We start from the raw sequence: 26,621 nt of genomic DNA, 5'->3' as shown, positions 1-26,621 counted from the left end.
AATTAATTTCAATATTATACCCTGTTTCCCTCATGGGAATTTCATGAGGTAAGATTTCCTTTTAAATCAGACTACGACGGTTTTGGTTGTTTTGATCGGCATGGCTGGCCGGCGGCCACGGACATTATCGCCGTGACCGCGGATGTTCATCAGGCAGTGCGTGGTTGCAATTGGTAGATCCATGCCGTGATCCGTTGACCTTCGATGGTGGTCACATTCACCTCGACCCGGTCATAACCCTCTTCAAACTCATCCAGCATCGGCCAGTGAGGTTCCAGGTTGTTGGATAAAAACAGATAACCGTCTACGCGAGGGCCGTTTTTATCCAGCACAATGCCGGGAAAATCCGCTGCTGCTCCCCAGCCGCGTTCATAAAAAGTCCCTGTCACATGCCCGGCCAGCCATTCTCCGCCGATATTTTCTAAAATATGCGCGTTGGAACGACCCGGACACAGCGTGCCGTAGACAAATAAACGTTTCATTTTCCCTCGTAAAATCAGACAAAAGAAGCACTTTAACCCTGAACATCCGGCCTGTCATCCTGAGTGATAAGTGAGATCTATCGCATTGAAAACTAATAACGTCTGGCTGATGTCAGGTTGGATACGAATAATCAAATCATGACTATTTATCGTGTAAGAGTCGGGTTTCATAACCCGTCGGCCCTGACTTTCAGGCAACTTGATGAAATTCTCGAGCCACAACGTTTCTGGCGAACCGAGCCGGAGCGTGGCCAGTTTCGTTATTTCACCGAATATGAATACCAATCAGACGTACGGGATCTGTGTTCAGTGTGCTCGCTGGCATACTCACAAGCATGTCGGGTAAGAAAGTGCCCGCTGATACTGGTAGAAGTGCTATCGGAGGCAGAATCGTAGCGGCGCGATTTATCGCGCCGCTACACCAGATTTAATCTTTCTCTTTTTCGTCATCAGCGGGGATCAACGGTTCATCAATTTCGCTCTGCTGGCCGGACTTAAGTAACTGAAGATCGAGGATCACATAAGTCATAGTGCTGATAAACAAGGAGATCACGCTACCAATTACGCCGCTGGTGGTAAAAGTGAAAAAGTTATACATCACCACCCAGGTCACGCTGATAAATAACGCCAGTGAGATGGTGATCGTTGGCTGAGAATAATGCGTGGTGCGCGCGCCCATCATATTGATTTGATGGCTCAGGTTGCAGGCGGTGTACTTTTCCAGCAACAGAATGCCGCGTTCCCAGTTACGTACCCGGCGTGCACTACTGCGGGTAAAAAACAGGAACAGCAGAGAAAGGAAAAACCCGGAAAAGGCGATCAATACCGGCACTGCTTCCAGCGCATAAGCAATGCTTTTATGGCTGGAGCTGTTGGCGGTGAGATCTAAGGTCAGCGACGCACCCAGTCCCGCATAGAGGAACACAAACAGCGCGAGGAATAAGGCGCTGCGTTTCCAGTCCAGTTCTGCCTCGGTATTTACCTGCTGGCGGGCAACCTGAAGGGCCTGATGCAGTTGTTTCGCCTGGGGAGATTCTGTTTCGATGCTCTCAACTTTCTCGCCAAATAAGCTCTGGATAAAGGGCTGGTCAGCCTGATCAATGATAATGCGCATAAAATTCCGTATTGACTAACGAGGATGAAGGCGAGTGTATCGTAAATCAGCGTAACAAGCCTGGATGCTGTCAACCTGTCATTTTGCCGCCCGTCACGCAAACACCACTGGTCTATTTTTCGTACACTTAATCTTCGCGGCCACCACTGGCCGCGTCATTAACGACGGAGGAATTCCTATGCCTTATGTTGATGGATTTGTTGTGCCGGTCCCGCTGGATAAAAAAGAGGCCTATCTGGCAATGGCGGCTAAGGCCGCGCCTTTGTTTAAGGAATTCGGCGCGACCCGTATTGTTGAATGCTGGGCGGATGATGTACCAGACGGCAAACTCACCGACTTCCGTATGGCGGTCAAAGCTGAAGAGGAAGAAACGGTGGTGTTTAGCTGGATTGAATATCCTTCCAAAGAGGTACGTGATGCCGCTAATGAAAAACTGATGGCCGATCCGCGCATGAAAGAGATGGGCGAGACTATGCCGTTTGATGGCAAACGCATGATTTACGGTGGTTTCTCACCCATTCTTGATGAATGAGCGGGTTGATGGCTGTGCGGCGTGCCGCCAGCCACCTCACTCACAAGCTAATCAGTTTTTTCACTCCGGGAATCTGTAACAACAGCAACGAAATCATCATTGATACCACCACAGTCAGGCAAATCACCATGATCTTATCGGCCAGCGAACGGATGGAAATCGACCAGGCGAGGATGTTGAACACCAGGTAATGCAGAATATAAACCCCGGTCATAGTTTTACCGAGGGTGGCGAACAGCGCGGGCACCTTTTTCCAGTGCGCAGGCACCGTTATCCCGTTGACGCTAATCGCCATCAGAATCACCAGGAAATAGACCTGGGAGCCGGTCAGTACGAAATCATTGCCGGTAGTGATAAAGCGCGCGATAAAATAATAACGTTCATAAAGCCAGGTAAACAGATACACCACAGGCAGTAATAACAAACTGAGCCGTACCACCCGTATCGATTGCAGCAGTTGTACCACGCCTGGCAACGCCATCAGACGACCAGATAAGTAATACAACACCCAGGTCCAGATACGATATTGCGGTAACAGCGAGAAAGCGCGTGTATTCGGGTAGAGCACGGCCAAAATGTCATACAGGAAAGCGGCCAACAGCAGCACAAAAATAATCGACGCCATTTTGCCAGGGAAAAGAAGCAGGCGGTCAATCACCGGTTGCGAGACATAAATCAAAATCAGGGAAATCACAAACCACGGTTGAATCAGATAGCCTTTATTTTGCACCCCGGCAAACCAGAAAAAACTAAACCAAAAGAGAAAGATCAGCAAAATGCGCCGGATCTTCTCCAACTGCCAGTTCGGACTGTGCTTCTGTCCGGCATCGAGATAGCCGCTCAACAAAAAGTAGAGCGGCGTGGCGATGGTGGAGATAAAACTCAGGATATTCAGCGCGAGGCTGTAATTATAGTTGTAGCGGTCGTAGCTCTGATACATCGTGAAAAAGGAGACCGCCGTCATACATGCCAGGGTTTTCAACAAATTCAACCCGATATTATTCATCAGCAGCATCCCTGGCATGGAAACAACGATACAGCACCGGCAACACCAGCAACGTCAGCACCGTCGCAAAACCCAGCCCGAAAATGATCACGACTGCCATGCTCTGGAAAAACACATCGCGCAACAGCGGCAGCAGACCCAGCACGGTGGTGAACGCGGTCAGCAAAATGGGGCGTAAACGCGATGTGGCGGCATCGAGAATCGCCGCCTGCAACGCTTTTTGCTGTCGGAACTGACGCGTCTCCTCCAGTAACACGATGCCGTTGCGGATCAGCATGCCGGACAAACTCAGCAAACCAATCAACGCCATAAAACCAAACGGAATGCCGGTGAGTAAAAAGCCGCAGGTGACGCCAATCAAAGCCAGCGGCACAGTGATCCATATCGCCACCGCATCTCGCAAAGAATTGAACATCAGAATGGTGATGATAAACATCACGAGAAACCCGATTGGCAGCGAGCTTAACAGGCCGCTTTGGGCTTCGCGTGAACTTTCCAGTTCTCCGCCCCATTCCAGCCGATAGCCGGGAGGCAGTTGGAGTTGTTCAATTTGCGGCTGGACGCGCGCCACCACCTGGGCCGCGGTTAATCCTTGCGCCGGGTCGGGATCGGTTTGTACCGTCAATACGCGCATCCGGTCGCGTCGCATAATCAGCGGGTCTTCCCACTCCAGGCGGAAATCAGAAATCACGTTACTGAGCGGGACAAAATGTTGCAGCGAGGCGCTCCAGAGCTGGATGTTGGCGATATGATCAATATTCTGCCGCTCCTCCGGCGCCGGGAAGAGCATGATCGGAATCAGCCGTGAGCCATCCCGAAAAATCCCCACCGCATCGCCACTGAAATTCATCCGCAGCGCCTGGTCAATGTCGCGCTTGTCGATACCCAGTTCCTGACCGCGTAACGCTGAATATTGCGGTCGGATCACCTTGCTCCGCTCCTGCCAGTCATTGCGCACCGGGAAGGTGGTGCCATCTGCCTGGAAAATACCATCAATCTGGCTGCCAATACGACGCAGCACATCCGGATCGGGACCGATGACACGCAGCGCAATGGCACTGTCACTGGCGCTGCCGAACTGAATGCGTTTGATACGCTCATTCACCTGCGGATATTGCTGCTGAATGTAATGTTCGGTGGCTAAGGCAATCCGCTCCAGTTGGCGGCCATCTTTGACCCGCACCATAATCTGAGCGTAATTGCTGTACTGCCGGGTTGCGTCATAGGTCAGGGTAAAGCGCATCGCACCCTGACCGATGGTGGTGACGGTGGCATCAACGCCTGGCTCCTGATTAATAAAACGCTCGATTTCAGCCGCCGTCGCGGCGGTAAAATTGATATCCGTGCCATAGGGCAACCAGAGATCGGTGAAAAAAATCGGCGTGTTGGAGGAGGGAAAAAAGTTTTGTTTTACAAAGGTGAAACCATAAAGAGAGGCAGCGAGGCAGGCCACCATCACGGTGATGGTCAGCCAGCGTAGCCGAATTAAGCTCGCCAGCGTGCTGCGATAAATGCGGAACACCACACCCTGATAGGGAGATTGATCATCCTGTGGTGGTAACTGCAATTCTTTACGGCGCGCTTCACTCCATTTAATAAACACCGGCGTTAGCGTCAGCGCCGTGATCCAACTGAGCAGCAGAGAAATCAGCAGCACCTGGAACAACGATTTACAGTACTCCCCGGTTGAGTCTTGTGACAGGCCGATCGGAGCAAACGCAATGATGGCAATCACCGTGGCTCCCAACAGTGGCAGTGCCGTGCGCTTGACCATCTGCGTGGTGGCCTGTTGTAACGGTTTACCGCGTTGTTGGTCGATCTTGATGCCTTCCACCACCACAATGGCGTTATCCACCAGCATACTGAGGGAGATAATCAGCGCCCCCAGCGAGATACGCTGGAGTTCCAGCCCAAACAGGTACATCACCAGCAGCGTGCCCAACACGTTAAAGGTAAGCGAGGCAGCGATGACAATACCGCTGCGCAGTCCCATAAAAATCAGCAGCGTACCGACTACAATCGCCAGCGCCATCAGAAAGTTAAGGATAAAGCCATCCACCGACTGCTTCACTTCATGTGCCTGGTTATAAAACACTTTCAGCGAGATGCCAGCGGGTTTGTCCTGTTGATAATCCTGAAGCTTTTGTGTCAGCGCATCGCCCACGTTAATCACGTTAACGCCGGGGGCGAAAGAGACACCAATCGCCAGCGCATCATGACCGTCGGCATGGTAGAGGTTGTCCGGCGTGTCTGTGACATCGTGTGACAGGGTGGCAATGTCATGCAGATGGAGCGTTTGCGTGGTGCCAGGACGGGATATCGGCAGGTTGGCTAAATCCTCCAGAGACTGAAACTCCCCGGTGGGGTTGAAACGGATCGATTCTCCCTCAAGACGGATACTCCCTGCGTTAGACACCACATTGCTGCGGCTGAGTAAGTCGGCTACGCGCGCGGGCGTGATGCCGTAGCTGCTCATTTTGGTGCTGGAGAGGGCGATGCGAATTTGTTCCTGTTGCACCCCGGCGACGGCAACTTTCGCGACCCCGGGTACCAACACCAGATCGCGCCGCAACTGGTCGGCATAATTACGCAGTTCGTCGTTGCTGAAGTCTTTGCCATAAATAACAAAGAAGTAGCCATAGACATCGCCAAAATCGTCATTGACGAAGGGTTCATTGACGCCAGGTGGGAACTGGCGCGCCGCGTCACCCACCCGTCGCCGAAGTTCATCCCAGATTTGTGGCAGTTGGTTGGCAAGATAACTGGTGTGAATTGAGACGGTGATCTGCGACAGGCCATTGCTGGAAATCGAGCTAACGTTGTCGAGTGAAGGCAAGCGTTGCAAGGCATTTTCCAACGGGAGCGTGACTTCTTCTTCCACCTGCTGCGCCGACGCCCCCGGATATTGCGTGACGATCACCGCCGCCTTGATGGTGAACAACGGGTCTTCAAGACGACCAATGTTTAGCAGGGCGTAAATCCCGCCTACGCCCAGCAGCAAAATCACCATCCAGATACGGACAGGTTTATTAATAAAGTTGTCAATAATCCGCATTATAACCCCCGCTCACGGGTCCAGATACGGATCGCTTCACCCTCACGCAGCTCGCCTGTTCCGGCAGACACCACGCGGTCGCCTGTTTTCAAGCCGCTGATAATTTCAATGCCTTCGGCACTGATGTTGCCCACTTCAACCTGTTGATCTTTGACGTGTAAATTGTCGCCTTCACCAACAATCAGCCAGACATGTGGCTGATTGGTTGGGCTACGATCCGGATTGAATACTGCCGCAGCGGGTACCACCACCTGCGATTGCTGTGGTGCGTTCGGCAGGTTGTGCAACTGAATACGCACGGTGCCACTTAGCCCGGCCACATTCGGTAAATCGGCCGGACGGGGCATGGTCAGCACCACCTGCCAGGTGAGCGTCGCGGCATCGGTTTGCGTGCTGTGTTCTTTGTAGCTGGCAGTGAACGTTCTGTCGGGTAGGGCATTGAATTGCACTTCAGGTTGATAACTGGCGTTCTGGATATCGAGGGCGGTGAATAAACTCTCCGGTACGGTGAAAATCACATCCAGCACGTCGGCGCGGGTCAGCAAGGCGATGGGTTGTCCGGCGGCAACCACCTGATGATTACGCACATTGACGCGGGCAATCACGCCATCAAACGGCGCGCTGAGGGTGAGGAATTGCAACTCTTCCTGAGCCACTTTCAGCGCGGTGGCTGCGGCATCGCGATTGGATTTCTGTACATCCATATCCGCTTGCGACACCGCGCTGCGATTGGAAAGGGTACGGAAACGCTGATATTGCCGATCGGCCAGTTGGAAACTATTTTGCCGGTCTTTCACGCGTAAACGTGCATCGGTGTCATTTAATCGGGCGAGGGTCTGGTTCGCTTTTACCACCATCCCGTCACGTAAATCGAGTTGTTCAATACGGCCTGCACGTTTAAACGCCAGTTCGGTGTTATCACCCGCCTGGATACGCGCCGGGAAGATGCGCACATTGCTGGCGCTGCCTGAGGTGATGGTAAACGCTTTAACGACGCGGGGTTGGGGAGGCGGCGGTTCTTTTTTTTCATCGCACCCCGCAATTAGCAATGTACAGGCAAGTAAAAGTAGAGCCTTGTATTTTATCATTATTTTCCCTCATCCCGTAAATACCACGCCATGAATTAAACAGCTCGCAAGGATTAAACAAACGATCTTCATGAAATATGCGATACCACAACATAGGTCAGCAAACCGACCAGCGTGGTGGCAACAACGGCCATGATAACGAATCCACAAACCAACTTAACTGTTTGTATTTCCATTACTGTTTACCTTTATTTTTTTATCTAATGATCCTGGAAGGGCACGCATCCAGCCGGAAGCTGATGGTGCAGACAAAGTAACATTGCCATTCTGATAATATAGATTAGATTTAATTTATCTCATTCAAATCATTAGTCAGATCGCTTTTTCGGATAATGATGTCAGCAGGTGTCTTACAAATCTAATTACCTCAGATTATGTGTGTTTTTTTAGAAAAACTCATTTTAACAATAGCTTAGTAGCTAGGGGTCAATATGGAAAATGTTCAAGGTCAGGATAAGGGTGCACAACCCTGGTATCAGTACTCCACAGAGGAAACTTTCCAGAACTTAGCAAGTTCACCGGCTGGCTTATCATCAACTGACGCCAGTGATCGTTTAAAGAAATACGGTCCTAATGCGCTGCCGCAAAAAGCGGAGAAGTCAGCGTTATTGAAATTTATCGCACATTTTAAAGACGTGTTAATTTATATCCTCTTTGCCGCCGCGCTTATTACCGCCGTCATGGCACATTGGGTTGATACCTTTGTCATTATCGGTGTGGCGGTGATCAATGCCTTAATTGGCTTTGTTCAGGAAAGTAACGCTGAGAAGTCACTGAAAAGCATTCAGAATATGTTAGCCAGTGAAGCGATTCTGGTGCGCGATGGCAAACAAACCACCATATCCACCCAGGATATCGTGCCGGGGGATGTGGTGATGCTGCGTCCTGGCGATAAAATTCCGGCAGATTTGCGCTTATTTGATGTGCATAACCTGCGCGTCGAGGAGGCGATTCTTACTGGCGAATCCACGGTGGTGTCAAAAAGCGTGGCATCGCTGGAGGGAGAAAAATCCCTTGGCGATCGTCTCAACCTTGCATTTTCTGGCACCACGGTCAGTTCAGGCACCGCATCAGGCGTGGTGGTCGCCAGTGGCGGCGATACGGAGTTGGGTCATATCAATGAGATGATCAGCTCAGTGAAAGAGGTCAAAACGCCGCTGCTGGTGCAGATCGACAAACTCGGTAAAGCCATTTTCTTCATCATTGTCTTAATGATGGTGGCGCTGTTTATTTTTGCCTGGTTGCTGCGTGACATTCCGTTCCCTGAGCTGGCGCTGTCGGTCATCAGCCTGGCGGTGGCGGCGGTGCCGGAGGGTTTACCGGCGATTATCTCGATTATCCTCTCCCTTGGCGTGCAGTCGATGGCGCGCGTACAGGCCATCATCCGTAAATTGCCGACGGTGGAAACCCTTGGGGCGATGTCAGTGATTTGCTCTGACAAAACCGGCACCCTGACCATGAATGAAATGACGGTCAAAGCGGTGGTGCTGGCAAAAAGCAAATGGCGTGTGAGCGGCAACAGCTATGAACCGAAAGGCGAAATTGTTGCGGAAGGCGGTAGCGGATTAAATTCGGCGACCGATCCCTTGTTCCAGCAATTTTTACGCGCGGTAGATACCTGTAACGAAAGCCAGTTGCAGCAGGATGCCAATGGTCATTGGGTGATTGTTGGCGGTCCGACCGAAGGCGCAATGAAAGTGCTGGCGGCGAAGGGCATCACGCAAAAACAATCGGTTGAGGTGGTCAGTAAATTACCTTTCGATTCCCTGTATAAATACATGTCGGTGAGCTGTGTCGCTGACGGCCAGTCGTATATTTTGCTGACCGGCGCACCGGATGTGTTGCTGAAACTGTGCCAGCAACAACAAACTCCGCAGGGGGTTGAGCCGCTCGATCTGGCGTATTGGGAAGCGGCCATCACCACCTATGCCAGTGAAGGGCTGCGTACCGTTGCGGCGGCGTGGAAACCAACGTCAGCGCCAGTGACCACGCTCGACCACGACGAGCTGAAAAACGGCATGGTGCTGTTGGGCCTGGGATGCATGATGGATCCACCGCGTCCGGAAGCCATCTCGGCGATTCACGAATGCCAGCAGGCAGGGATTCGCGTCAAGATGATCACCGGCGACCATCAGGAAACCGCTATGGCGATCGGGCAGATGCTGGGCATTGGCAACAGCAACTCTGCGGTGACCGGATACGAGCTGGAGCATATGAATGATGCCGAGCTGGCGCAGGCGGCAAAAACCTATGACATCTTTGCGCGCACCAGTCCCGAACATAAATTGCGGTTGGTGAAGGCGCTGGAATCCAGCGGTGAAATTGTCGGGATGACCGGTGACGGGGTGAATGATGCCCCGGCACTGAAGCAGGCCAACGTCGGTATTGCGATGGGTATCAAAGGAACCGAGGTGACGAAAGAGTCGGCAGATATGATTCTGGCTGATGACAACTTCGCTACCATTGCGGCAGCGGTGAAAGAGGGACGGCGGGTTTACGACAACCTGAAGAAAACCATCCTGTTTATTATGCCGACCAACCTGGCGCAGGGCTTGTTGATTATCATCGCTATCCTGATGGGTAACCTGCTGCCGCTTACCCCGGTACAGATTCTCTGGATGAACATGGCAACCTCCGCCACCCTGTCATTTGGCCTGGCGTTTGAACCGGCAGAAGCCAATGCGATGCGCCGCCCACCGCGTAATGTCAAAGCGCATGTGATGGATGGTTACGCCATCTGGCGTGTCGTGTTTGTTGGTTTGTTGATCTCCATCAGCGCCTTCGTGCTGGAAGCCTGGCTCCAGCCGCGCGGCTACAGTGAGGAATTTATCCGCACCGTGTTGCTGCAAATGCTGGTGACAGCGCAATGGGCCTATATGATTAACTGCCGTAACTCAGAAGGCTTCTCCCTTGACGGCGGCCTGGTCAAAAACAAAGGTATCTGGATGGTGACGCTGGTGCTGATCGTCCTGCAAGCCATCATCATCTATGTACCGCTGATGAACACGCTGTTCGGTACCCGTCCGTTGCCGATTAATTACTGGTTTATCTCGTTAATCGTCAGTATCGCTATCTTCATCATCGTGGAAATAGAAAAACGTCTGACGCGCTCCTGGCGTGGCGTTAAAACGCAGTCATTGATCTGATAACGCCGAGTCCTGCTGTTGCCGATAGCTGGCCAGCAGGACTTTTTTGATCAGATAAGTCAGCGGAATGGCGAGGATAGCACCGGTGATGCCAAGCAACGCCTGCCAGAACAGAAAGGCCAGCAACTGGCTGGTCAACGCCATATCGAGACGTTTACCAATCATCAGCGGTTCCAGCACTGAACTGAGCGTCAGATTTAACAGGACAAAAAAACCGGCTATCGCCAGCGCCACTTCCAGATCAAAAGCGATATAGCTCTGCACCACCGGCGGAATCGCCGCCATAAATGAACCCAGCACCGGGATGTAATTGAACACAAACATCAACACACCCCAGAAGAAGGCAAATTTCAGCCCCAGCAGTTGCGCACCCCCCCAGACGATGATGCCGCCAAAGATGCCGGTCAGGGTTTTGACCCGCGCATAGACAATCACGCTCTGGATGCCATCATCCAACGCACGGTAGAGCGCCGCCGATTTGCCGTGGGCGCGTTTTTCCAGCGCATTTTTCAGCAGTGGCAGTTCATACAACATAAACAACAACATCAGAAACACCATCACCCACCACGACAGCACGCCGGGAATCTGGGTGAGGAAAGCGGTGATCCATTTCACCACCGCACCAACATCAATAAAAGCCAGCATCTCATCCGGTGCCAGCGCAATGCCCACCTGGTCCAGCGCCTGGGTGATCTCTTGCAAGCGGGTGGTTAACAACAGGGGCGTCTGACGGCTCAGCAGAATCAGGTCCGGCGTCAGTACCGTGAGCTTAATAATGGTGACAACAATCACCAGCAGCAGCACCAGAATGATCGCCAGCGAAGAGAGGATACGCGGAATCCGTTTATGCTCCAGCCAACTCACCAGCGGGTCCAGCATGATGGAAAGCAGCAACGCCAGCAGCACCTGATTGATAAGGTGCGCCGACAGATGAAGCCCGAACAAAATCAGGGTCAGGCAGGCAAGGAGAATCAACACACGATATAACTGCGGCCACGGGGTAAACCAGCTCATTTCGTCATTTCCCTGAAGTTAACGATGCGCTGCATAGTGCATTAACTATATCTGCAATGTTTTGATTCAGCATAGTTTCACCACAGGGCTGAACAGAGAATACACATTCCATTTGAGAATAGCGGTTATGCCTGTTGCCCGGTTTCTGAATCAGTACAGGCACTTTAGGCTGCTCTCTTTAGCCAAAGAGAGCAGCAAAAATGAAAACTTTATTTACCCCAATTAGCGCTGGAAAACTTCGTCTACAACATCGCGTGGTGATGGCACCAACAACACGGATGCGCACGGAAGTCGGCGGCGTTCCCGGTGAACTGATGGTGGAGTATTATCGCCAGCGTGCCAGCGAAGGGGGGTTGTTGATTGCAGAAGCCACTGCCATTTCTCCGTTTGCGAATGCCTACGCCGATGCGCCGGGCATCTTCAGTGACGAACAACAAGCCGGTTGGCAACGGTTGGTTGAGGCGGTGCACGCTAAAGGGAGCCAGATTGTGTTGCAGCTTTGGCATCCTGGCCGCCAGTCGCTGCCCGAACTTTCCGCCGGAAGACCACCGGTTGCGCCTTCTGCCCTGGTTGCCCGCGATACCTATGGCGTCGGCAAAGATGCACAGGGCAACTATGAGGGGCGCTTATTCCCTGAGCCACGGGAACTTGATGAAAACGCTATCGTTGCCATCATCGACGAATTTCAGCGTGCGGCGCAACGCGCACTGGCGGCAGGATTTGATGGTGTGGAGCTGCATGCCGCCAACGGTTATCTACCGGAACAGTTCCTGTTAGATGGCAGCAACAAGCGTAACGATAAGTGGGGAGGAAGTCTGGCAAATCGCGCCCGGTTTTTACTTGACGTGGTGGCGGTGCTGACAGATGTCTGGGGCAGTGGGCGTGTCAGCGTACGTATTTCACCGAGCGGCATTTATGGCGATATGCATGACAGCGACCCGGCCACCACGTTTCGTTATCTGGTGGAAAAATTGAACGATTTTTCCCTGGCGTATCTACACATTATCGAACCACGGATTGTGGGACCTGAAGATCGCGAGAACGGCAGCTATGCGGAACCGGTCGCCAGTCGTGAACTGCGCCCGTTCTTTAGCGGAATGATCATTGCGGCTGGCGGATTTAAACCGGAGGCGGCAGAGGCGATGCTGGTAAACGGGGACGCTGACCTGATTGCGTTTGGTCGCTTATTTACCGCTAACCCGGACCTGCCAGAACGTATTCGTCAGGGGCACCCGTTCACTGCCTGGGATCGTGACACCTTCTTCGGCGGCGATGCACGCGGTTATACCGATTTCCCTGCCTGGGTATCGTAACAACGAAAACGGCGCGATAAATCGCGCCGTTACTGGCTGTCACTGGCTTTAAATCTGCGCTACCCCAATTGATGCTCCCCCATCGACATATAACGTCTGCCCCGTCATAAATCCCGCCTCTTCAGATAACAGGAACGCAATGGTTGCGGCGATCTCATCCGGCTGCCCGAAGCGCTTCATCGGTACGCTACTGAGGTAACGCTGTTCTCCCAGACTGCCTGGGGGATTGCTGGCACGGAACAGTTCTGTTTCGGTGGGGCCTGGTGCCACGGCGTTTACGGTAATCCCCTGGGTTGCCAGTTCCAGCGCCCAGCTCCGGGTAAAGCTGACCAGCGCCGCCTTGGCCGCGGCATATGAGGTGCGCTGCGGCACGCCAAGTACCGTCAGGCTGGAAATGTTAACTACCCGTCCGAAACCTCGCGACTGCATACCGGGTAATGCGGCCTGAGTTGCCAGCAACGCTGGCTGTAAATTCACTTTTAATACTTCATCCAGTGCATCGAGGGTGACATCTGCCAGATATTGCGGTCGGACCAGGCCGACATTGTTGATGACGCCATCAAGGGGGAATTGGGCAGTGATGTCCTCCAGGGCTTGTTTGAATCCCGCACTATCTGCCAGGTCCAGCGCGACAAAGTGACCGGGGAAGGGTTGGGCTGGCGCACTGCGCGCAATGCCAATCACCTGATGTCCACTGGCCGCCAAACGCTGTGAAAGTGCAAAGCCAATACCTTTACTGGCACCGGTAATCAGAAATGTTCTTTTCTGGCTCATGTTTTTAACTCCTGCAAACGTAAAAACCAGCACAGGTTGGCCTGTGCTGGTGGGGGATAATCTGCGTGATGATCAGACGCCGGAACTGGCCTGTAACGCCACATCCGCTGCACTGATGCCTTCCAGTGCCAGGCCATAGCCCGCGCCTTCATCGATCAGGCGGCGTAATTTTTGCGTCAGGGCGATACGCGTGTAGCGGGTGGTCAGCGGCGGCAATGTCGCCAGCGACTCCGCCAGTTCATGTGCGCGCGTCAACAAATGGTCGCGTGGTACGATTTCATTAATCACGCCCCATTCCTTCGCTGTTGTCGCGTCCAGTTCCTGACGTGTGAGCAGGAAATAACGACCACGTACGCTACCGATAACTTCTGGCCATAACAGGTTAACGCCATCGCCGGGAACGATACCGAATTCGAAGTGCGGCTTATCCTGAAACACCGTATCCGGCGTTGCCAGGACCATATCCGCCAGCAATACATATTCGGAATGCAGGCGAACCGGGCCGTTCAGTGCAGCGATCACCGGGACTTCAATATCGAGCAAGTTCATCAAGACTTTCTTCCCTTCGCGGTAAATTTTGTCGTAGCCGCGTGGCGTAAAGAAATCAAAGCCTTCCGGGCTGATGCTTTCCATAAACGCCTCACCTGAGCCCGTCAGGATCACGATGCGGTTGTCCGGGTCGGCACCAATCTGATGGAACAACTCGACAAATTCTTCGTGGGTGTGGCCGTTGAACAGTAACGCGCCGCCGTCCGTGTGAAACTTAACTTCCAGCACACCGCTGGCAGAACGGGTTAAGTGGGCATTGGCAAAGGCATGGCGATAGTTTTCAAAGCGAGACATGGCATAGTTCCTTTTCAGTTAGCGTAATTAAATAACAGCATTAAGTTTTTCAGTCGCCCGCTGAACGGCAGGGCGAGCAGAAAGGGTGTCGAACCAGCGGGCCAGATGTGGCAATCCGTCGAGGCTTACGCCAGCAAATTCACGTCGCCAGAACCAGCCGTAGTGAGCGATATCAGCGATGCTGTAGGCTTCACCGGCGAGGAACGGCTGCGTAGCGAGCAGGTTGTCCAGCAGTCCAGTGACGCGCGCGGCCTCGGTATTGAAACGCTGCTGCGCCAGGGGTTGGGGTTCGCTGGCAAGACGATTAAAGAAGCCCGCCTGACCAAAAGCCGGACTGACGGCTGAAGCATGGAAAAACAGTTGTTCGAACACACGAGCGCGTGGCGCACCCGCAGCGGGTAATAAGCGTTGATGTTTCTCGGCGAGATAAACCAAAATTGCAGCCGATTCGCTCAGAGTCATATCGTTGCTGTGATCAACCAGCACCGGCACTTTTGCATTCGGGTTTAAGGCCAGAAAGTCCTGCTGTTTTTGCTCCCCCTGACGCACATTGACCGGGCGAAGTTGCCAGGCTTGCTGGATCTCTTCCAGCATAATGGCGGGCTTGATGCTGTTAGGTGTGGCGAAGGCATAGAGTTCGTACATCGGTTTTCTCCCGTGGTCAGGATGCGGTGACTGCATCCCGTTGTCGTTGCAGACAAGTATCTGCTAATGTCACCCGGTAATGGCAGACAGCAAAAAACGATAATGGATATTCCCAGGAGGAATAGGGTGGATCGATTTCAGGCGATGCAGATGTATGTTCAGGTGGTTGATGCAGGATCGTTTTCAGCAGCGGCACGGATTATGAACATCGGTCAACCGGCGGTTTCAAAAACCATCGCGCAGTTGGAAAAGCATCTCGAAGTCCGCTTGCTACTGCGAACGACCCACGGGCTGACCCCTACCGAGGCCGGACAGCGCTACTACGAACGGGCGCGTATCACGTTGCAACAGGCGGAAGAGGCTGAGATGGCGGCCCGTGGGGCGGGAAAAGGCTTATCGGGTGTCTTGCGTGTGGCCGCCGCACCGACGTTTTCCCGTTTGCATGTTATTCCCCATTTGGCTCGTTTTATGGACCAGCATCCGCAATTAAAGGTGGATATTGTGCTGGACGATCGCCCGATTGATCTGGTCGCGGAAGGGATTGATATCTGCCTGCGCATGGGAACCTTGAATGATTCCAGCTCAGTGGCGCGCAAGCTGGCGACCACGCGACGTTCCGTGCTGGCGACACCTGCCTATCTGGCACGCTGTGGTTACCCACAACATCCACAGGACCTGACGCAACATCAGACGCTGGTGTTCAGTCAGCTCAACAACCAGTGGCGCTTTACCCGCGCGGGTGAGGAAGAGAGTGTGACCGCGGAAAGCCGTTTGCATCTCAGTGCCGCCGAGGGTATCCGGGCGGCGGTGTTGGCCGATATGGGTATCACCATCGCCTCAGACTGGATGTTTTCGCAGGAAATTATCAACGGCACGGTGCTGCGTGTGTTGACGGAATGGCAATTGCCCGACATTGATTTATGGGCCGTTTTCCCTGGTGGGCGCATGGCGACGGCGAAAGCACGCCAGTTTGCTTCCTTTGTTGAGTCATGCCTTCAGCCCTGATTTACCACCATTTCGTGGGCATCACTTTGCTGTAACCAGTCACGGCTAATCACCCGTAGCAGCTCCAAAAAGCTGTGCCCGGCACTCGACAGACGGCCAATATTGGCACACAAAATGCCGATGTCGGTGGCCGGAAGTACCTCCTTCAAGGACAAGGGGCGCAAGCTTTCCTGATAACCAGGAAAGCGCAGCCTTACCGACGTCCACATACTGACCATCTCAGCCTCTTCCATTAAACGCGCCATGATGGTGGGTGATGAACAGTGGATCACCCGTTCAGGTAGCGGCAGGTTATAGCGGCGGAAAACTTGCGCCAGAATGGAATGGTCGCCCGGCTCATCCCAATCCAGCCAGGTGTAGCTCAGCAAATTGCGCAATGACGTGGTGTGGGTAATCGGATGCTGTTTACCGGCGATGATGGCGTTGCTCAGGGAATAGAGCATTTCATAATACATCGGGGCAATACGCATCCCATCAGTGGAGGAAATCACGGCGAGGTCGATACGGTGATTCTCCAGCGCATCATAAAGCTGATGGGGACGCCCCTCCATCGCGATCAGTTTTACGCCGGGAAAGCGTTGCTGGTACTGAAGTAACGTGGTGGTAAATGGCCCCCAGGCGGCGGCGGAGGTGAAACCGACACGAAGCTGGCGCATCGCTTTACCCAGCAGGTGGTCAATCTCTTCACGCGCCTGACTCAACGAACGATCGATATCGCGCGCATGGCGCAGCAGTACCTGCCCATACTCATTCAGCACTACGCCGCGCGAAGAACGTTCGACAATTGGCATGCCGATCTCCGCTTCCATCTCCTGAATGGTTTTACTGATGGCGGGTTGTGTCAGGTGCAGAGTGCGGGCGGCTTTGCCAATGCTGCCCTGAGCCGCCACTTCCAGTAACACATCGAGCTGATTGAGTTTTATTTTCACGTTTTCCTCGGGCTTCACTCACGAGATGGTGCAGAAAACGCACCATCAGCATTCAGGACAGATAACTCAGGGCATAACAATTTCTCATGATTGAAATGTAATTTATTTATGACAATAGTGCACCTTCCACCGTTTATTGAACGTTACTGGAAGGATATGCGTATGAAAAAAGTCAAATGTGCGCCTGCCGAAGCGGAGGCTGCGGTATCGCTTCCTTTCTGCGCTACCGCTATGGATAGCCGACGAGCTCATGCAAAATCGCTGTTTGCCGTGACCCTCGGCAATGGTCTCGAAATCTATGATTTCGCTGTTTACAGCTTCTTTTCTGTCATTATTGGACACCTTTTCTTTCCCACCGATAGTGATTCCGCCTCGTTACTCCTGGCGGTGGCGACTTTTGGCGTCGGTTTTTTTATGCGACCGCTCGGCAGCCTGGTGCTGGGGCACTACGCCGATAAGCATGGGCGTAAAGCGGCCCTGACGTTGATTATGGCGCTGATGGCGCTGATGGCGCTGGGCGTGGCGTTGGTCGCCTTTGCACCGACCTATGAACAGGTCGGTATGCTGGCCCCGGTCTTACTGGTTTGCGGGCGTTTGCTACAGGGTTTCTCCGCCGGTGGCGAAGTGGGCGCTGCGACCAGTTGGTTAATGGAGGCGGGAGGCAAGTCACAGCGAGGCGTTCGCGTCAGTTGGCAAATGGCCAGCCAGGGCGGTGCGGCATTGCTCGGGGCGGCGATGGGGGCGTTATTAACTCATAGCTTAAGCCATGATGCCCTGTATAGCTGGGGCTGGCGCATACCGTTCATCGTTGGGTTGGCGATTATGCCGGTGGGGATCTATATCCGTCGCCACCTGAATGAAACCCATACGCCATCGGCTGTTCACGCCGAGGGAACACCGGCAGCCCGTCTGTGGCGCGAACATCGCCGCACTATGCTGCTGGGCATTCTGCTGGTGATGAAAAGTACCACCACGTTTTACATCATCGTCTATTACATGCCCGCCTATATGGTGCATACCCTGCACATGCCGGAGGGGACGTCGTACTGGATTAGCCTGATGGCCGCGACATTAACGCTGGTGGTGCCGTTCTTTGCCGGGAAACTGGCGGATCGCCTGCCGAGCCGCAAGCCATTGTTGTTGGGTTGTGGCATCGGATCGCTGTTGCTGGTATGGCCGATCTTTGCCAGTCTGCACCACGGCGCACCTTTTGCACTGACTATCGCCCTGATTAGCCTTGATCAGATTCTGGCGAATATCACGGCGGTGGCCTTTTTCCTGCTGATCCTCGAAGCCTTTCCGCGTCCGGTGCGCGCCTCGGGTATGGCGTTAATCTATGCCATTGGCGTCACCCTGTTCGGCGGTTTTGCCCAATTTAATGTGACCTGGTTATTGAATGTCACTGGCGATGCTATGGCCCCGGCGTGGTATCTGCTGTTGAGTGCAGTGGTGTCCCTGTCGGCGTTGCTGGCATGGCGTGAGCAACCGGTTTTATCCGATGACTAAAAGCTGAGGTTTGACATGTTGATTAAAGAAATTCTCGCATTCGAAGACGAGATGATTGCCATCCGCCGTGATTTTCATCAGCACCCGGAATTGGGTTTTGAAGAGGTTCGTACCAGCGCGCGCATTGCCGAACTGCTGACGTCATGGGGTTATGACGTGCATCGTGGCCTGGGTGGCACTGGCGTAGTGGGTACGCTGAAGGCAGGTAACGGCAGCAAACGGCTGGGATTACGCGCCGATATGGACGCCTTACCAATGCAGGAGTTAGCCGATATTCCGTGGCGCAGCCAGGTGCCGGGCAAAATGCACGCCTGCGGCCACGATGGGCACTGCGCGATGCTGCTCTCGGCGGCGCGTTATCTGGCGGAAAAACGTCCCTTCAGCGGCACATTACATGTGATCTTCCAACCGTCGGAAGAGTCATACGGCGGGGCGCGCCGCATGATGGATGACGGTTTGTTTCGTTTGTTCCCCTGCGATGCGGTGTTTGGTCTGCACAATTTTCCGTTGTTGCCTGCCGGACATTTTTTTACCAAACCCGGACCCCTGATGGCCTCCTCCGACAGCATGACCATTACGCTCCACGGTAAAGGAGGGCATGGCGCGACCCCGGAAAACACCCTTGATCCCACCGTGGCGGGGGCGGCGATGGTGATGGCGTTACAAACCATCGTGTCACGCAATGTTGATCCACAGGATGCGGTGGTGGTCACGGTAGGAAGCCTGCAAAGTGGCAGCACCCATAACGTCATCCCGGACAGCGCGTTACTCAAACTGAATCTGCGCACCTTCAGTGCGAAGGTGCGTGAGCAGGCGAAGGCGAGGATTGAACAACTGGTACAGGCGCAGGCCGCCAGTTTTGGCCTGACCGCCACTATCCAGCCTGATTTTGGCTACCCGGTCACCATCAATCATGCGGCGGAAACGGACTTCGCGACCCAGGTGGCACGGGATACCTTTGGTGCCGATTGTGTTGCCGATTACGCGGAGGTCAAACCGCTGATGGGCAGCGAGGATTTTGCATTTATGCTGGAGGACGTACCAGGAAACTATATCTGGCTGGGCACCAGCACCGGCGAAGCAGACTACGCGGTGCACCATCCGTTGTATCAATTTAATGATGCCTGCCTGTCGATCGGTGCAACCTATTGGGCGCGATTAACGGAAGCCTTTCTGCGTTAAGGAAAAGTGGCGGCAAGGCGGTCAATAAATGACCGGATATTTCTCCGGGTAAGCGGGGCGCGGCCCGGAGAAGTTTATCCACAGGGTTTTGGCGCGGATATGCACCCGTAATGTGGACAACCCCAATTGCGCCGCTACGGAATGTGCTTTAATGCGCAGACCTGAAAGCGATGTTAATAAGATCTCCTTCACATTATTTAATTAAGGTTTCGATAACCGCTTGCCTGTGCGTCGTACTTTGATGATGATGCTCCCCATTCAGGATTGTTACTGTTTTACAGGCAAAACCTAAATCACCTGGCTCTCGTTATTCAGAGTCCGGCGATTTAGGTTTTTTTTTGCTCAAAATTCCGACAGTGAATTGACTCAGGCAGATATTTATCTGCCGGGTTAACTACGCCCTAAAAAAGAGAGAAGAGATAATCATGATAAAAAGCATGAGGGTTTTTCGTTCGACAATTCTGGCTGGATTACTTTTTACTGCGCTAAATACCCACGCTGAAGACCCGCAGTGGAATGGTACGGTATTGGGATTTGAAGCACCGGGTAAAGGTTTACTGGGTGATATGCTGGGAATTCGTCCCATTCTGAGCGATAACGGCTTTAACTATAATTTTCAGTATCTCAATGAAAATGCGTACAACATCGCCGGGGGCTACAATCACGATCACCACCTCGCCTATATTGATCAATTTGCCATCACGTTTACCCAGGATTTAGAACGCTTTACCGGTATTCCCGATGCCACCCTTGAAGGCAATATTGTTAACCGTAATCACGATGACAGCCTGCTGACAAAACGGGTGCAGGATTCGCGGGTGAATATTAATGATGCCACTCAGGAAAGTGCCGGAACCGGTTCAATTACCCGTCTGGGCTGGTTAACCTTCAGCCGGACATTTGACGATCGCCGGTTACAATGGCGTATCGGGATGATGAATAAAGTCCAGACATTCGACCAAATTGTGCCCTGTGATTTTCAGACGCTGATGTTGTGCGGTGGTAAATCAGCCAACTCAATGTTGTGGAGCAACTGGAATATTCACACCTGGGGAACCACGTTTGCGTATAAAGTCACCCCTGAATTGACCCTGAAAGCGGGTATTCTGGAGCAAAATCCCTCGGCTACCGATCGCAGCCATGCCTGGAGTTGGTCAACCAAAGGTAGCAAAGGGTTTATTTTGCCGCTGGAAGTGGAGTGGAAAACCCACATTCATGAATTACCCGGTATTTATAATTTAGGTACGCAATTTACTAACGCCAAACAATCCGATCTTTACAGCGGTAAAACACAAAATGCCGGGGCGAATGATCCTGAAGGTTATAAAGAATATAACCGTACCTGGTTTTTTTACGGCGGATTTAATCAGCAACTCACTCGCCATGCAGATGACGCTAATCGCGGCTTAAGCGGTGGCATCAACGCGGGATTTGGCGACCAGCGCAGTAATTATATCCACTATGTCACAGCGGCGACCCTGCGTTATCGTGGGTTGTTTGATGCCCGCCCGGAAGACTGGATTGGTGTGGGCGTGTCGTATATCGATATCAGCAATCACTACAGCCGCAATCAGCAGGAGAAAAATAGCCTGCAAGGGGTGGGTGATTATTATGATCCGTTGTACAGCCCGGTGCCGGGACATGCGGTAAACGCTGAGCTTTATTATCGCTTCCGTCCCGTGAGCTGGCTGGAGTTACAACCGGGCATTCAATACTGGCACCGTCCGGGCAGCCTGAGCGAAACCCAGGATGCCTGGGTAGGTGAGCTGAAAACGGTGGTGACGTTCTAATCCGTTGTTTCGTAATGGCGCGATAAATCGCGCCGCTACTATCGGTTATTTAGGGTTTGTGACAGCGCGGGGATGTCGGCAAGTCCGGCGCCTTTGATTTTTAGGGTTAAAGGAAGGTTGCGATGCAACACGATACTCAGCGCTGCCAGCAGAGCGGGCAGGGCGAGGACAAAGAAAATCGCCGACTGTCCAGGGAAAGCGCCCATCAGAAGTCCACCGACAGAAGAACTGAGGATCGCTCCGGTACGGCCAATGCCATGCATCCAGCTTACGCCGGTGGCGCGGATTTCCGTGGGATAATAAGCCGGTGAGTAAACCTGTAGGCCGTTTTGCGCACCGTTGATGCACATGCCGATGACAAAAATGAAGGCCCCAAGCGCCACACCACTAAAGCCGAACATCCCCTGCGCCACCAGGCACAGACAGCCGAGCAGGTAAACCACACCAATCACATATTTGGCGTGCAGCTTATCCATCAGCGCACCGACAATAATGCCGCCTAACGGCCCGCCGAGCTGGAACAATCCGGCCAGAATCGCCGCCTGCTCCAGCGAAATGCCGCCAGAGCGCATAATGGTTGGCAGCCAGCCGTTCAGCAGGTAAATCACGAACAGCCCCATAAAGTAGGTCAGCCACAGGATAATGGTGCCGCGCGCAAAACCATGACGGAACAGTTGCGAAATCGGACTGTGACCATTCACGCGAGGTGAGTGCAGCACAAAGCTGCTGTCATGACTGAAGCTGCCGCCCATCCGGTTCAGCAGCGCGGCAATCTGGCGACGCGGTGCTTTGCGCACCAGCAGATTCAGGGCGGATTCCGGCAACAGCCAGATAAATAACGGCAACATCAACAGCGGAACGATACCGCCAAACACCAGCACCGCTTGCCACGACCAGATACTCAACAAGCCCGCGGCGATAAAGCCACCCAGACCGGAACCAATGTTAAAACCGCTGAACATCAGGGTGATCATCACCCCTTTGCGGCGTTCCGGCATATATTCCGACAGCAGGGTGACGCAGTTCGGCATTACCGCCCCCAGTCCCAGCCCGGTGAGAAAGCGCAGCAGCGCCATTTGCAGCGGCGTACTGGCAAAAGCGCAGGCAAGGCTAAACGCCGAGAACACCAGGAAGGAGAGCAGAATGATACGTTTACGGCCAAAGCGATCGGAAAGCGGTCCGGCGATTAGCGCGCCGATGGCGACGCCAAACATCGCCGCCCCAAGGATCGGTCCCATCGCCGCGCGGGAGATACCCCAATGTTCAATCAGCGCCGGAGCAATAAAACCCATAGCGGCGGCATCGTAACCGTCGAACATGATGATTACCAGGCAGAGGAATAACACACGCCATTGAAAGCGTGAAATCGGCCGGGCGTCGATCCAAGCTTTGATATCGACCAGGTTGTTTGTGTTCATGGGTACGCTCTCTGTTATGCCGTGTCAGACGGCTATTGTCATGGTGAGAGAAATTTAACAATCCGATCACACCTTAAGCATGGCAGGAGGCAGTGTCTGTCAAAAAAGGCTTTTAGGGGTATGAGTTAGATTTATATTGTGAGCTGGCTGACAATCTGTGAGAGAGGAAAAACGCGGCCAGGCTGGGTTTGGCCGCTGAAGAGGTAAAGTTAACGTATGAATTTCGTTTAGCAGGCAACAAAAAGGGGCTTAACGCCCCTCGGGATTCAGGAATAGTATTCGGGGGCTTTTTTAAATCCGGCCCAGGCATCCGGATCATGGCCGGTGACGACAATCGCATCTGCCCGCTCGGCGACCGCACGCAGCTTCTGCACCGAGCGCACCGAATCCACCGCCGAAGCGAGGAAGCCGGGCAGCGCTTTTTGCTCCCAGTGATCCACCGTATAGGCCGCATCTATGGTCAGTAGCAGGGGTTTGCTATTGGGCAGACGGACCAGGAAGGATTGGTGTCCGGGCGCGTGACCGGGCGAGAAAATAGTGGTCAGGGTGCCATCACCGTAGATGTCGTAGAAATCATCATCGGTGCCGTTCAGGAATTGCCAGTTCAGGCCGGGACGATCGAAATCGTGGCGGATATAGCCGCCCGCCGCAAACCAGTCCGGGGTAAAGGCATACTCATACTCGGCGCGTTGCACAATATGCCGGGCATTCGGGAAGCGGCCAATGGCACCGGTGTGGTCGAGATGCAGGTGCGACTGCACCACATATTTCACATCCGCCGGGTCGATGCCGAGCGCTTTGACCTGATCGACACAGCCCTGGTCTTCGCCCAATACCGGCCAGTAGACATCACAAATCCCGCCCCAATAACCGCGCGGATCGGTGGCCACTTCAATCGCGTTACCGCCATCGATAATGGTGTGACCATCAGGATGGGTGATCAGAAAGAAGGGGACCGGGATTTCATAATCGGCCCCCGAACCCTGGTTCATCTTAATGTTGTGAACCTTACATTTCAGGGTGCCGGACTGGAGCATGTAGAGTCGTATATCTTTCATACTGGGCATTCCTCTGGTTAGTCGTGGGTACTTTTTTGTTTTAGGGGTAAGAACTTAAAAGGCTTCGCGGTACAGATTCAGCGCGTCCTGCTCCAGCACCTCTACCGGGTTATTGGTGAGCAGACGGGTTTGCAACATGGCATCACTTGCCAGGCGAGGCAAACTCTCCTCGGTGACGCCAACATCACGTAAGCGACGCGGTGCGCCGCTGCGCTCCATCAGTTGCAGCATATGTTCGACAAAGGCGCTGGCACGCGTAGCGGCATCGCCGCTGCCGGCCACGCCCAGCACTTCCGCCAGTTCGGCATACAGCGGTGCTGCGGCGCTGGCGTTATAACGCAACACCGGCCCGAGCATCAGCGCATTGGAAAGACCGTGCGCGACATGGTAGTGCCCTCCCAACGGGTAGGCGAGGGCGTGCACCGCGGCAACGGGTGAATTGGCAAACGCCTGACCAGCAAGGGTCGCGCCGAGCAACATCCCTTCGCGCGCTGCGCGGTTGCTGCCATCCTGGCAGGCGGTGATCAGATTGGCCCCCAGCAGTCGTAGCGCTTCACGCGCCAGCGCATCGGACAACGGATTTTTCTTGTGCTTGCTGGTGTAGGCCTCAATGGCATGCACCATAGCGTCGATACCGGTGGCGGCGGTATGGATTTGCGGCAGACCCACGGTGAGTTCGGCATCGAGCAGCACGAAATCGGCATACAGTTGTGGCGCAACCACGCCCATCTTGGTGGTTTCACCGGTGGTGATGATGGCGATATTGGTCACTTCAGAGCCGGTGCCAGCGGTGGTGGGGATCAGCACCAGCGGCAGTCGGGAACCGGTCACCTTACCGATACCGTACATCTCGGCTAACGGTTGATCACCTTCGGCCATTACCGCCGCGACTTTGGCGATATCCAGCGAGGAGCCACCGCCGAGGCCGATAATGATATCGGTACCGACCTGTTTCACGGCGTCAACGCAGGCGTGGACAATCGCCTCCGGCGGATCCGCCACCACCTGATCAAACACGCTGACGCTAAATCCGGCAGTGGTGAGATTCTCGACGATCGGCGCAATCAGACCAGCTTTAACCAACCCGGCGTCGGTGATCAGGCAGGCGTTGCGTTGTGTAAAACGACTGGCGATGCTGGTGCCGAGTTGCTGCGCACCTCCCCACTTCATCTCAATCGAGGGTACGGTGCGGAACTCAAATGGATTGATAGTCATCTCCTCTCCTCTTTGTTGGCTGCTCGAATCAGGCGATTTCTGAGCACAGGTATTTGATTTCCAGGTACTCATCAATGCCGTGATGGGAACCTTCACGGCCGAGGCCGGATTGTTTGACGCCACCGAACGGCGCGACCTCGTTAGAGATCAGTCCGGTGTTGTGACCGACCATGCCGTATTCCAGCGCTTCGGCTACCCGCCAGGTGCGGCGCACATTTTCGGTATAGAAATAGGCGGCAAGGCCAAACTCGGTATCGTTCGCCATCGCGATCACTTCTTCTTCGCTGTGAAAGCGGAACAGCGGGGCGACCGGGCCGAAGGTTTCCTCGCGCGCGATTTTCATCTGCTGGGTGACCTCCGCCAGCACGGTGGGTTCGAAAAATGTCCCGCCGAGGGCATGAGTCTTACCACCGGTCACCAGTCGTGCCCCTTTTGCCAGCGCATCGGCGATATGCTCCTCGACTTTTTTGACGGCGTTGCCATCGATCAGCGGCCCAATCAGCACCTCCGGTTGATGACCTTCGCCCACTTTCAGCGCCGCTACTCGCGCTGCGAGTTTTTCCGCAAACTGGTCGTAAACCGCGTCCTGCACATAAAGGCGGTTGGAGCAGACGCAGGTCTGCCCGGCGTTACGGTATTTGGAGGCGAGCGCCCCTTCGACAGCGGCATCGAGGTCGGCGTCCTCAAACACAATAAAGGGGGCGTTACCCCCCAGCTCCAGCGACAGCTTTTTGATGGTCGGTGCGCACTGGGCCATCAACAGGCGGCCAACCTGGGTCGAGCCGGTAAAGGAGAGTTTGGTGACGATATCGCTGGCGGTAAGCGCGCCGCCCAGCTCACGCGCATCGCCGGTGATCACCTGGAACACGCCGGCCGGCATGCCAGCCTGTTGCGCCAGTTCTGCCAGCGCCAACGCGGTCAGCGGTGTTTTTTCGGCGGGACGGACGATCATGGTGCAACCTGCGGCCAGGGCGGGCGCGGCTTTGCGGGTGATCATCGCGGCCGGGAAATTCCACGGGGTGATGGCGGCACAGACGCCAATCGGCTGTTTGATCACCACAATCCGTTTGTTATTGGTCGGAGCCGGAATGGTTTCGCCATACACACGTTTGGCTTCCTCGGCGAACCACTCGACAAAGGAGGCGGCATACAGCGCTTCGCCTTTAGCTTCCGCCAGCGGTTTTCCTTGTTCTGCGGTCATCAGGGCTGCGAGGTCGTCGGCATTGTCGACCATCAGAGTGAACCAGCGGCGCAGTACGGCGGTGCGATCTTTGGCCGCCATTTTGCTCCAACTGCGGAACGCTGTTTGTGCTGCATGGATTGCGTTCTCCGTATCGGATGCCGAGAGAGCAGGTACGGTGGCAATAATTTTGCCGGTGGCAGGATTATCTACTTCAATCACTTCACCTTTACTGCCGCTGACCCATTCGCCATTTACCAGACAACGGTCGCGTAGCAATGTTGGGTTTTTTAGTTTGATCATCGACTCCCCCTTAAGATAAGTTC

22 protein-coding genes are annotated in these 26,621 nt (G+C 54.0%); 8 read left to right on the top strand and 14 right to left on the bottom strand.

Annotated features, from left to right (window positions below):
- Positions 1-149 precede the first annotated feature (149 nt).
- On the bottom strand, positions 150-482 hold the full coding sequence (locus CTZ24_RS22880; RefSeq protein WP_208725924.1) for a gamma-glutamylcyclotransferase family protein: 333 nt from the start codon (positions 480-482) through the stop codon (positions 150-152).
- 138 nt (positions 483-620) lie between these two features.
- Between CTZ24_RS22880 and CTZ24_RS26770 the strand changes: the two genes are divergently transcribed.
- Positions 621-878, top strand: a complete 258-nt coding sequence (locus CTZ24_RS26770; protein WP_244634061.1) for a hypothetical protein — start codon at positions 621-623, stop codon at positions 876-878.
- 31 nt (positions 879-909) lie between these two features.
- Here CTZ24_RS26770 and CTZ24_RS22875 read toward each other — a convergent pair whose 3' ends face one another.
- The gene (locus CTZ24_RS22875) at positions 910-1,596 is read right to left on the bottom strand and encodes a RipA family octameric membrane protein (RefSeq protein ID WP_208725923.1); all 687 of its coding nucleotides are present in this window, start codon (positions 1,594-1,596) and stop codon (positions 910-912) included.
- A gap of 178 nt (positions 1,597-1,774) precedes the next feature.
- Between CTZ24_RS22875 and CTZ24_RS22870 the strand changes: the two genes are divergently transcribed.
- On the top strand, positions 1,775-2,128 hold the full coding sequence (locus tag CTZ24_RS22870; RefSeq protein ID WP_208725922.1) for a DUF1428 domain-containing protein: 354 nt from the start codon (positions 1,775-1,777) through the stop codon (positions 2,126-2,128).
- A 40-nt stretch (positions 2,129-2,168) separates the two neighbouring features.
- Here CTZ24_RS22870 and CTZ24_RS22865 read toward each other — a convergent pair whose 3' ends face one another.
- Genes CTZ24_RS22865 through CTZ24_RS22855 form a run of 3 tightly spaced genes read right to left on the bottom strand, consistent with a single transcriptional unit; the run spans position 2,169 to position 7,277 of the window.
- The gene (locus CTZ24_RS22865; protein WP_208725921.1) at positions 2,169-3,134 is read right to left on the bottom strand and encodes an acyltransferase family protein; all 966 of its coding nucleotides are present in this window, start codon (positions 3,132-3,134) and stop codon (positions 2,169-2,171) included.
- Positions 3,127-6,189, bottom strand: a complete 3,063-nt coding sequence (locus CTZ24_RS22860) for an efflux RND transporter permease subunit (RefSeq protein WP_208725920.1) — start codon at positions 6,187-6,189, stop codon at positions 3,127-3,129. Before CTZ24_RS22860 ends, CTZ24_RS22865 begins: the two co-directional genes overlap by 8 nt.
- Positions 6,189-7,277: an efflux RND transporter periplasmic adaptor subunit gene (locus CTZ24_RS22855; protein WP_208725919.1), complete on the bottom strand. Its 1,089-nt coding sequence runs from the start codon at positions 7,275-7,277 to the stop codon at positions 6,189-6,191. Before CTZ24_RS22855 ends, CTZ24_RS22860 begins: the two co-directional genes overlap by 1 nt.
- A 431-nt stretch (positions 7,278-7,708) precedes the next feature.
- Here CTZ24_RS22855 and CTZ24_RS22850 point away from each other — a divergent pair, with 431 nt between their 5' ends.
- A complete protein-coding gene (locus tag CTZ24_RS22850) occupies positions 7,709-10,423 on the top strand; it encodes a cation-transporting P-type ATPase (RefSeq protein WP_208725918.1) in 2,715 nt (904 codons plus the stop codon).
- Here CTZ24_RS22850 and CTZ24_RS22845 read toward each other — a convergent pair.
- Entirely contained in the window at positions 10,412-11,437 is a 1,026-nt protein-coding gene (locus CTZ24_RS22845) for an AI-2E family transporter (RefSeq protein WP_208725917.1), read from the bottom strand. The genes CTZ24_RS22850 and CTZ24_RS22845 overlap by 12 nt on opposite strands.
- A gap of 200 nt (positions 11,438-11,637) precedes the next feature.
- On the opposite strand from CTZ24_RS22845, the gene CTZ24_RS22840 reads away from it, so the two are divergent.
- Positions 11,638-12,750 carry an alkene reductase gene (locus CTZ24_RS22840; protein ID WP_208725916.1) on the top strand — a complete coding sequence of 371 codons (1,113 nt, stop codon included), beginning with the start codon at positions 11,638-11,640 and terminating at the stop codon, positions 12,748-12,750.
- Positions 12,751-12,798: 48 nt separating this feature from the next.
- Here CTZ24_RS22840 and CTZ24_RS22835 read toward each other — a convergent pair whose 3' ends face one another.
- From CTZ24_RS22835 to CTZ24_RS22825, 3 genes are all read right to left on the bottom strand, one after another.
- Entirely contained in the window at positions 12,799-13,524 is a 726-nt protein-coding gene (locus CTZ24_RS22835; RefSeq protein WP_208725915.1) for an SDR family oxidoreductase, read from the bottom strand.
- A gap of 72 nt (positions 13,525-13,596) precedes the next feature.
- The gene (locus CTZ24_RS22830; protein ID WP_208725914.1) at positions 13,597-14,367 is read right to left on the bottom strand and encodes an enoyl-CoA hydratase/isomerase family protein; all 771 of its coding nucleotides are present in this window, start codon (positions 14,365-14,367) and stop codon (positions 13,597-13,599) included.
- A 27-nt stretch (positions 14,368-14,394) separates the two neighbouring features.
- Positions 14,395-15,012, bottom strand: coding sequence for a glutathione S-transferase family protein (locus CTZ24_RS22825; protein WP_208725913.1), 618 nt, complete (start codon positions 15,010-15,012; stop codon positions 14,395-14,397).
- A gap of 126 nt (positions 15,013-15,138) precedes the next feature.
- On the opposite strand from CTZ24_RS22825, the gene CTZ24_RS22820 reads away from it, so the two are divergent.
- Positions 15,139-16,017 (top strand): LysR family transcriptional regulator, encoded by an 879-nt coding sequence (locus CTZ24_RS22820; protein WP_208725912.1) that lies wholly within the window; start codon positions 15,139-15,141, stop codon positions 16,015-16,017.
- On the opposite strand, the gene CTZ24_RS22815 is transcribed toward CTZ24_RS22820, so the two are convergent.
- Entirely contained in the window at positions 16,008-16,946 is a 939-nt protein-coding gene (locus CTZ24_RS22815; RefSeq protein ID WP_208725911.1) for a LysR family transcriptional regulator, read from the bottom strand. The genes CTZ24_RS22820 and CTZ24_RS22815 overlap by 10 nt on opposite strands.
- Positions 16,947-17,108: 162 nt before the next feature.
- Between CTZ24_RS22815 and CTZ24_RS22810 the strand changes: the two genes are divergently transcribed.
- The 3 genes from CTZ24_RS22810 (at position 17,109) to CTZ24_RS22800 (ending at position 21,424) form a co-directional block, all read left to right on the top strand.
- On the top strand, positions 17,109-18,452 hold the full coding sequence (locus tag CTZ24_RS22810; RefSeq protein WP_208725910.1) for an MFS transporter: 1,344 nt from the start codon (positions 17,109-17,111) through the stop codon (positions 18,450-18,452).
- A 15-nt stretch (positions 18,453-18,467) separates the two neighbouring features.
- Positions 18,468-19,634 carry a M20 aminoacylase family protein gene (locus tag CTZ24_RS22805; protein ID WP_208725909.1) on the top strand — a complete coding sequence of 389 codons (1,167 nt, stop codon included), beginning with the start codon at positions 18,468-18,470 and terminating at the stop codon, positions 19,632-19,634.
- Positions 19,635-20,071: 437 nt separating this feature from the next.
- Positions 20,072-21,424 carry a carbohydrate porin gene (locus CTZ24_RS22800; protein ID WP_244634060.1) on the top strand — a complete coding sequence of 451 codons (1,353 nt, stop codon included), beginning with the start codon at positions 20,072-20,074 and terminating at the stop codon, positions 21,422-21,424.
- Positions 21,425-21,462: 38 nt separating this feature from the next.
- On the opposite strand, the gene CTZ24_RS22795 is transcribed toward CTZ24_RS22800, so the two are convergent.
- The 4 genes from CTZ24_RS22795 to CTZ24_RS22780 all read right to left on the bottom strand — a co-directional run bounded on the left by CTZ24_RS22795 (position 21,463) and on the right by CTZ24_RS22780 (position 26,598).
- Complete coding sequence (locus tag CTZ24_RS22795; RefSeq protein WP_208725907.1) at positions 21,463-22,842, bottom strand: MFS transporter; 1,380 nt, start codon at positions 22,840-22,842, stop codon at positions 21,463-21,465.
- Between the two features lie 266 nt (positions 22,843-23,108).
- Entirely contained in the window at positions 23,109-23,900 is a 792-nt protein-coding gene (gene attM / locus CTZ24_RS22790) for an AttM family quorum-quenching N-acyl homoserine lactonase (protein WP_208725906.1), read from the bottom strand.
- A 54-nt stretch (positions 23,901-23,954) separates the two neighbouring features.
- The gene (locus tag CTZ24_RS22785; protein WP_208725905.1) at positions 23,955-25,115 is read right to left on the bottom strand and encodes an iron-containing alcohol dehydrogenase; all 1,161 of its coding nucleotides are present in this window, start codon (positions 25,113-25,115) and stop codon (positions 23,955-23,957) included.
- 28 nt (positions 25,116-25,143) lie between these two features.
- Positions 25,144-26,598, bottom strand: coding sequence for an NAD-dependent succinate-semialdehyde dehydrogenase (locus CTZ24_RS22780; protein WP_208725904.1), 1,455 nt, complete (start codon positions 26,596-26,598; stop codon positions 25,144-25,146).
- Positions 26,599-26,621 lie beyond the last annotated feature (23 nt).

It is taken from the genome of Pantoea phytobeneficialis (genome assembly GCF_009728735.1).
GTDB lineage: Bacteria > Pseudomonadota > Gammaproteobacteria > Enterobacterales > Enterobacteriaceae > Pantoea > Pantoea phytobeneficialis.
Note: the sequence above shows the minus strand (reverse complement) of the source record. Positions and strands in the feature narration are given on the sequence as shown.

Coding starts and splice junctions, on each gene's coding strand:
- CTZ24_RS22880 (WP_208725924.1), bottom strand. CDS start 482: ATGAAACGTTTATTTGTCTACGGCACGCTGTGTCCGGGTCGTTCCAAC.
- CTZ24_RS26770 (WP_244634061.1), top strand. CDS start 621: ATGACTATTTATCGTGTAAGAGTCGGGTTTCATAACCCGTCGGCCCTG.
- CTZ24_RS22875 (WP_208725923.1), bottom strand. CDS start 1,596: ATGCGCATTATCATTGATCAGGCTGACCAGCCCTTTATCCAGAGCTTA.
- CTZ24_RS22870 (WP_208725922.1), top strand. CDS start 1,775: ATGCCTTATGTTGATGGATTTGTTGTGCCGGTCCCGCTGGATAAAAAA.
- CTZ24_RS22865 (WP_208725921.1), bottom strand. CDS start 3,134: ATGAATAATATCGGGTTGAATTTGTTGAAAACCCTGGCATGTATGACG.
- CTZ24_RS22860 (WP_208725920.1), bottom strand. CDS start 6,189: ATGCGGATTATTGACAACTTTATTAATAAACCTGTCCGTATCTGGATG.
- CTZ24_RS22855 (WP_208725919.1), bottom strand. CDS start 7,277: ATGATAAAATACAAGGCTCTACTTTTACTTGCCTGTACATTGCTAATT.
- CTZ24_RS22850 (WP_208725918.1), top strand. CDS start 7,709: ATGGAAAATGTTCAAGGTCAGGATAAGGGTGCACAACCCTGGTATCAG.
- CTZ24_RS22845 (WP_208725917.1), bottom strand. CDS start 11,437: ATGAGCTGGTTTACCCCGTGGCCGCAGTTATATCGTGTGTTGATTCTC.
- CTZ24_RS22840 (WP_208725916.1), top strand. CDS start 11,638: ATGAAAACTTTATTTACCCCAATTAGCGCTGGAAAACTTCGTCTACAA.
- CTZ24_RS22835 (WP_208725915.1), bottom strand. CDS start 13,524: ATGAGCCAGAAAAGAACATTTCTGATTACCGGTGCCAGTAAAGGTATT.
- CTZ24_RS22830 (WP_208725914.1), bottom strand. CDS start 14,367: ATGTCTCGCTTTGAAAACTATCGCCATGCCTTTGCCAATGCCCACTTA.
- CTZ24_RS22825 (WP_208725913.1), bottom strand. CDS start 15,012: ATGTACGAACTCTATGCCTTCGCCACACCTAACAGCATCAAGCCCGCC.
- CTZ24_RS22810 (WP_208725910.1), top strand. CDS start 17,109: ATGAAAAAAGTCAAATGTGCGCCTGCCGAAGCGGAGGCTGCGGTATCG.
- CTZ24_RS22805 (WP_208725909.1), top strand. CDS start 18,468: ATGTTGATTAAAGAAATTCTCGCATTCGAAGACGAGATGATTGCCATC.
- CTZ24_RS22800 (WP_244634060.1), top strand. CDS start 20,072: ATGAGGGTTTTTCGTTCGACAATTCTGGCTGGATTACTTTTTACTGCG.
- CTZ24_RS22795 (WP_208725907.1), bottom strand. CDS start 22,842: ATGAACACAAACAACCTGGTCGATATCAAAGCTTGGATCGACGCCCGG.
- attM (WP_208725906.1), bottom strand. CDS start 23,900: ATGAAAGATATACGACTCTACATGCTCCAGTCCGGCACCCTGAAATGT.
- CTZ24_RS22785 (WP_208725905.1), bottom strand. CDS start 25,115: ATGACTATCAATCCATTTGAGTTCCGCACCGTACCCTCGATTGAGATG.
- CTZ24_RS22780 (WP_208725904.1), bottom strand. CDS start 26,598: ATGATCAAACTAAAAAACCCAACATTGCTACGCGACCGTTGTCTGGTA.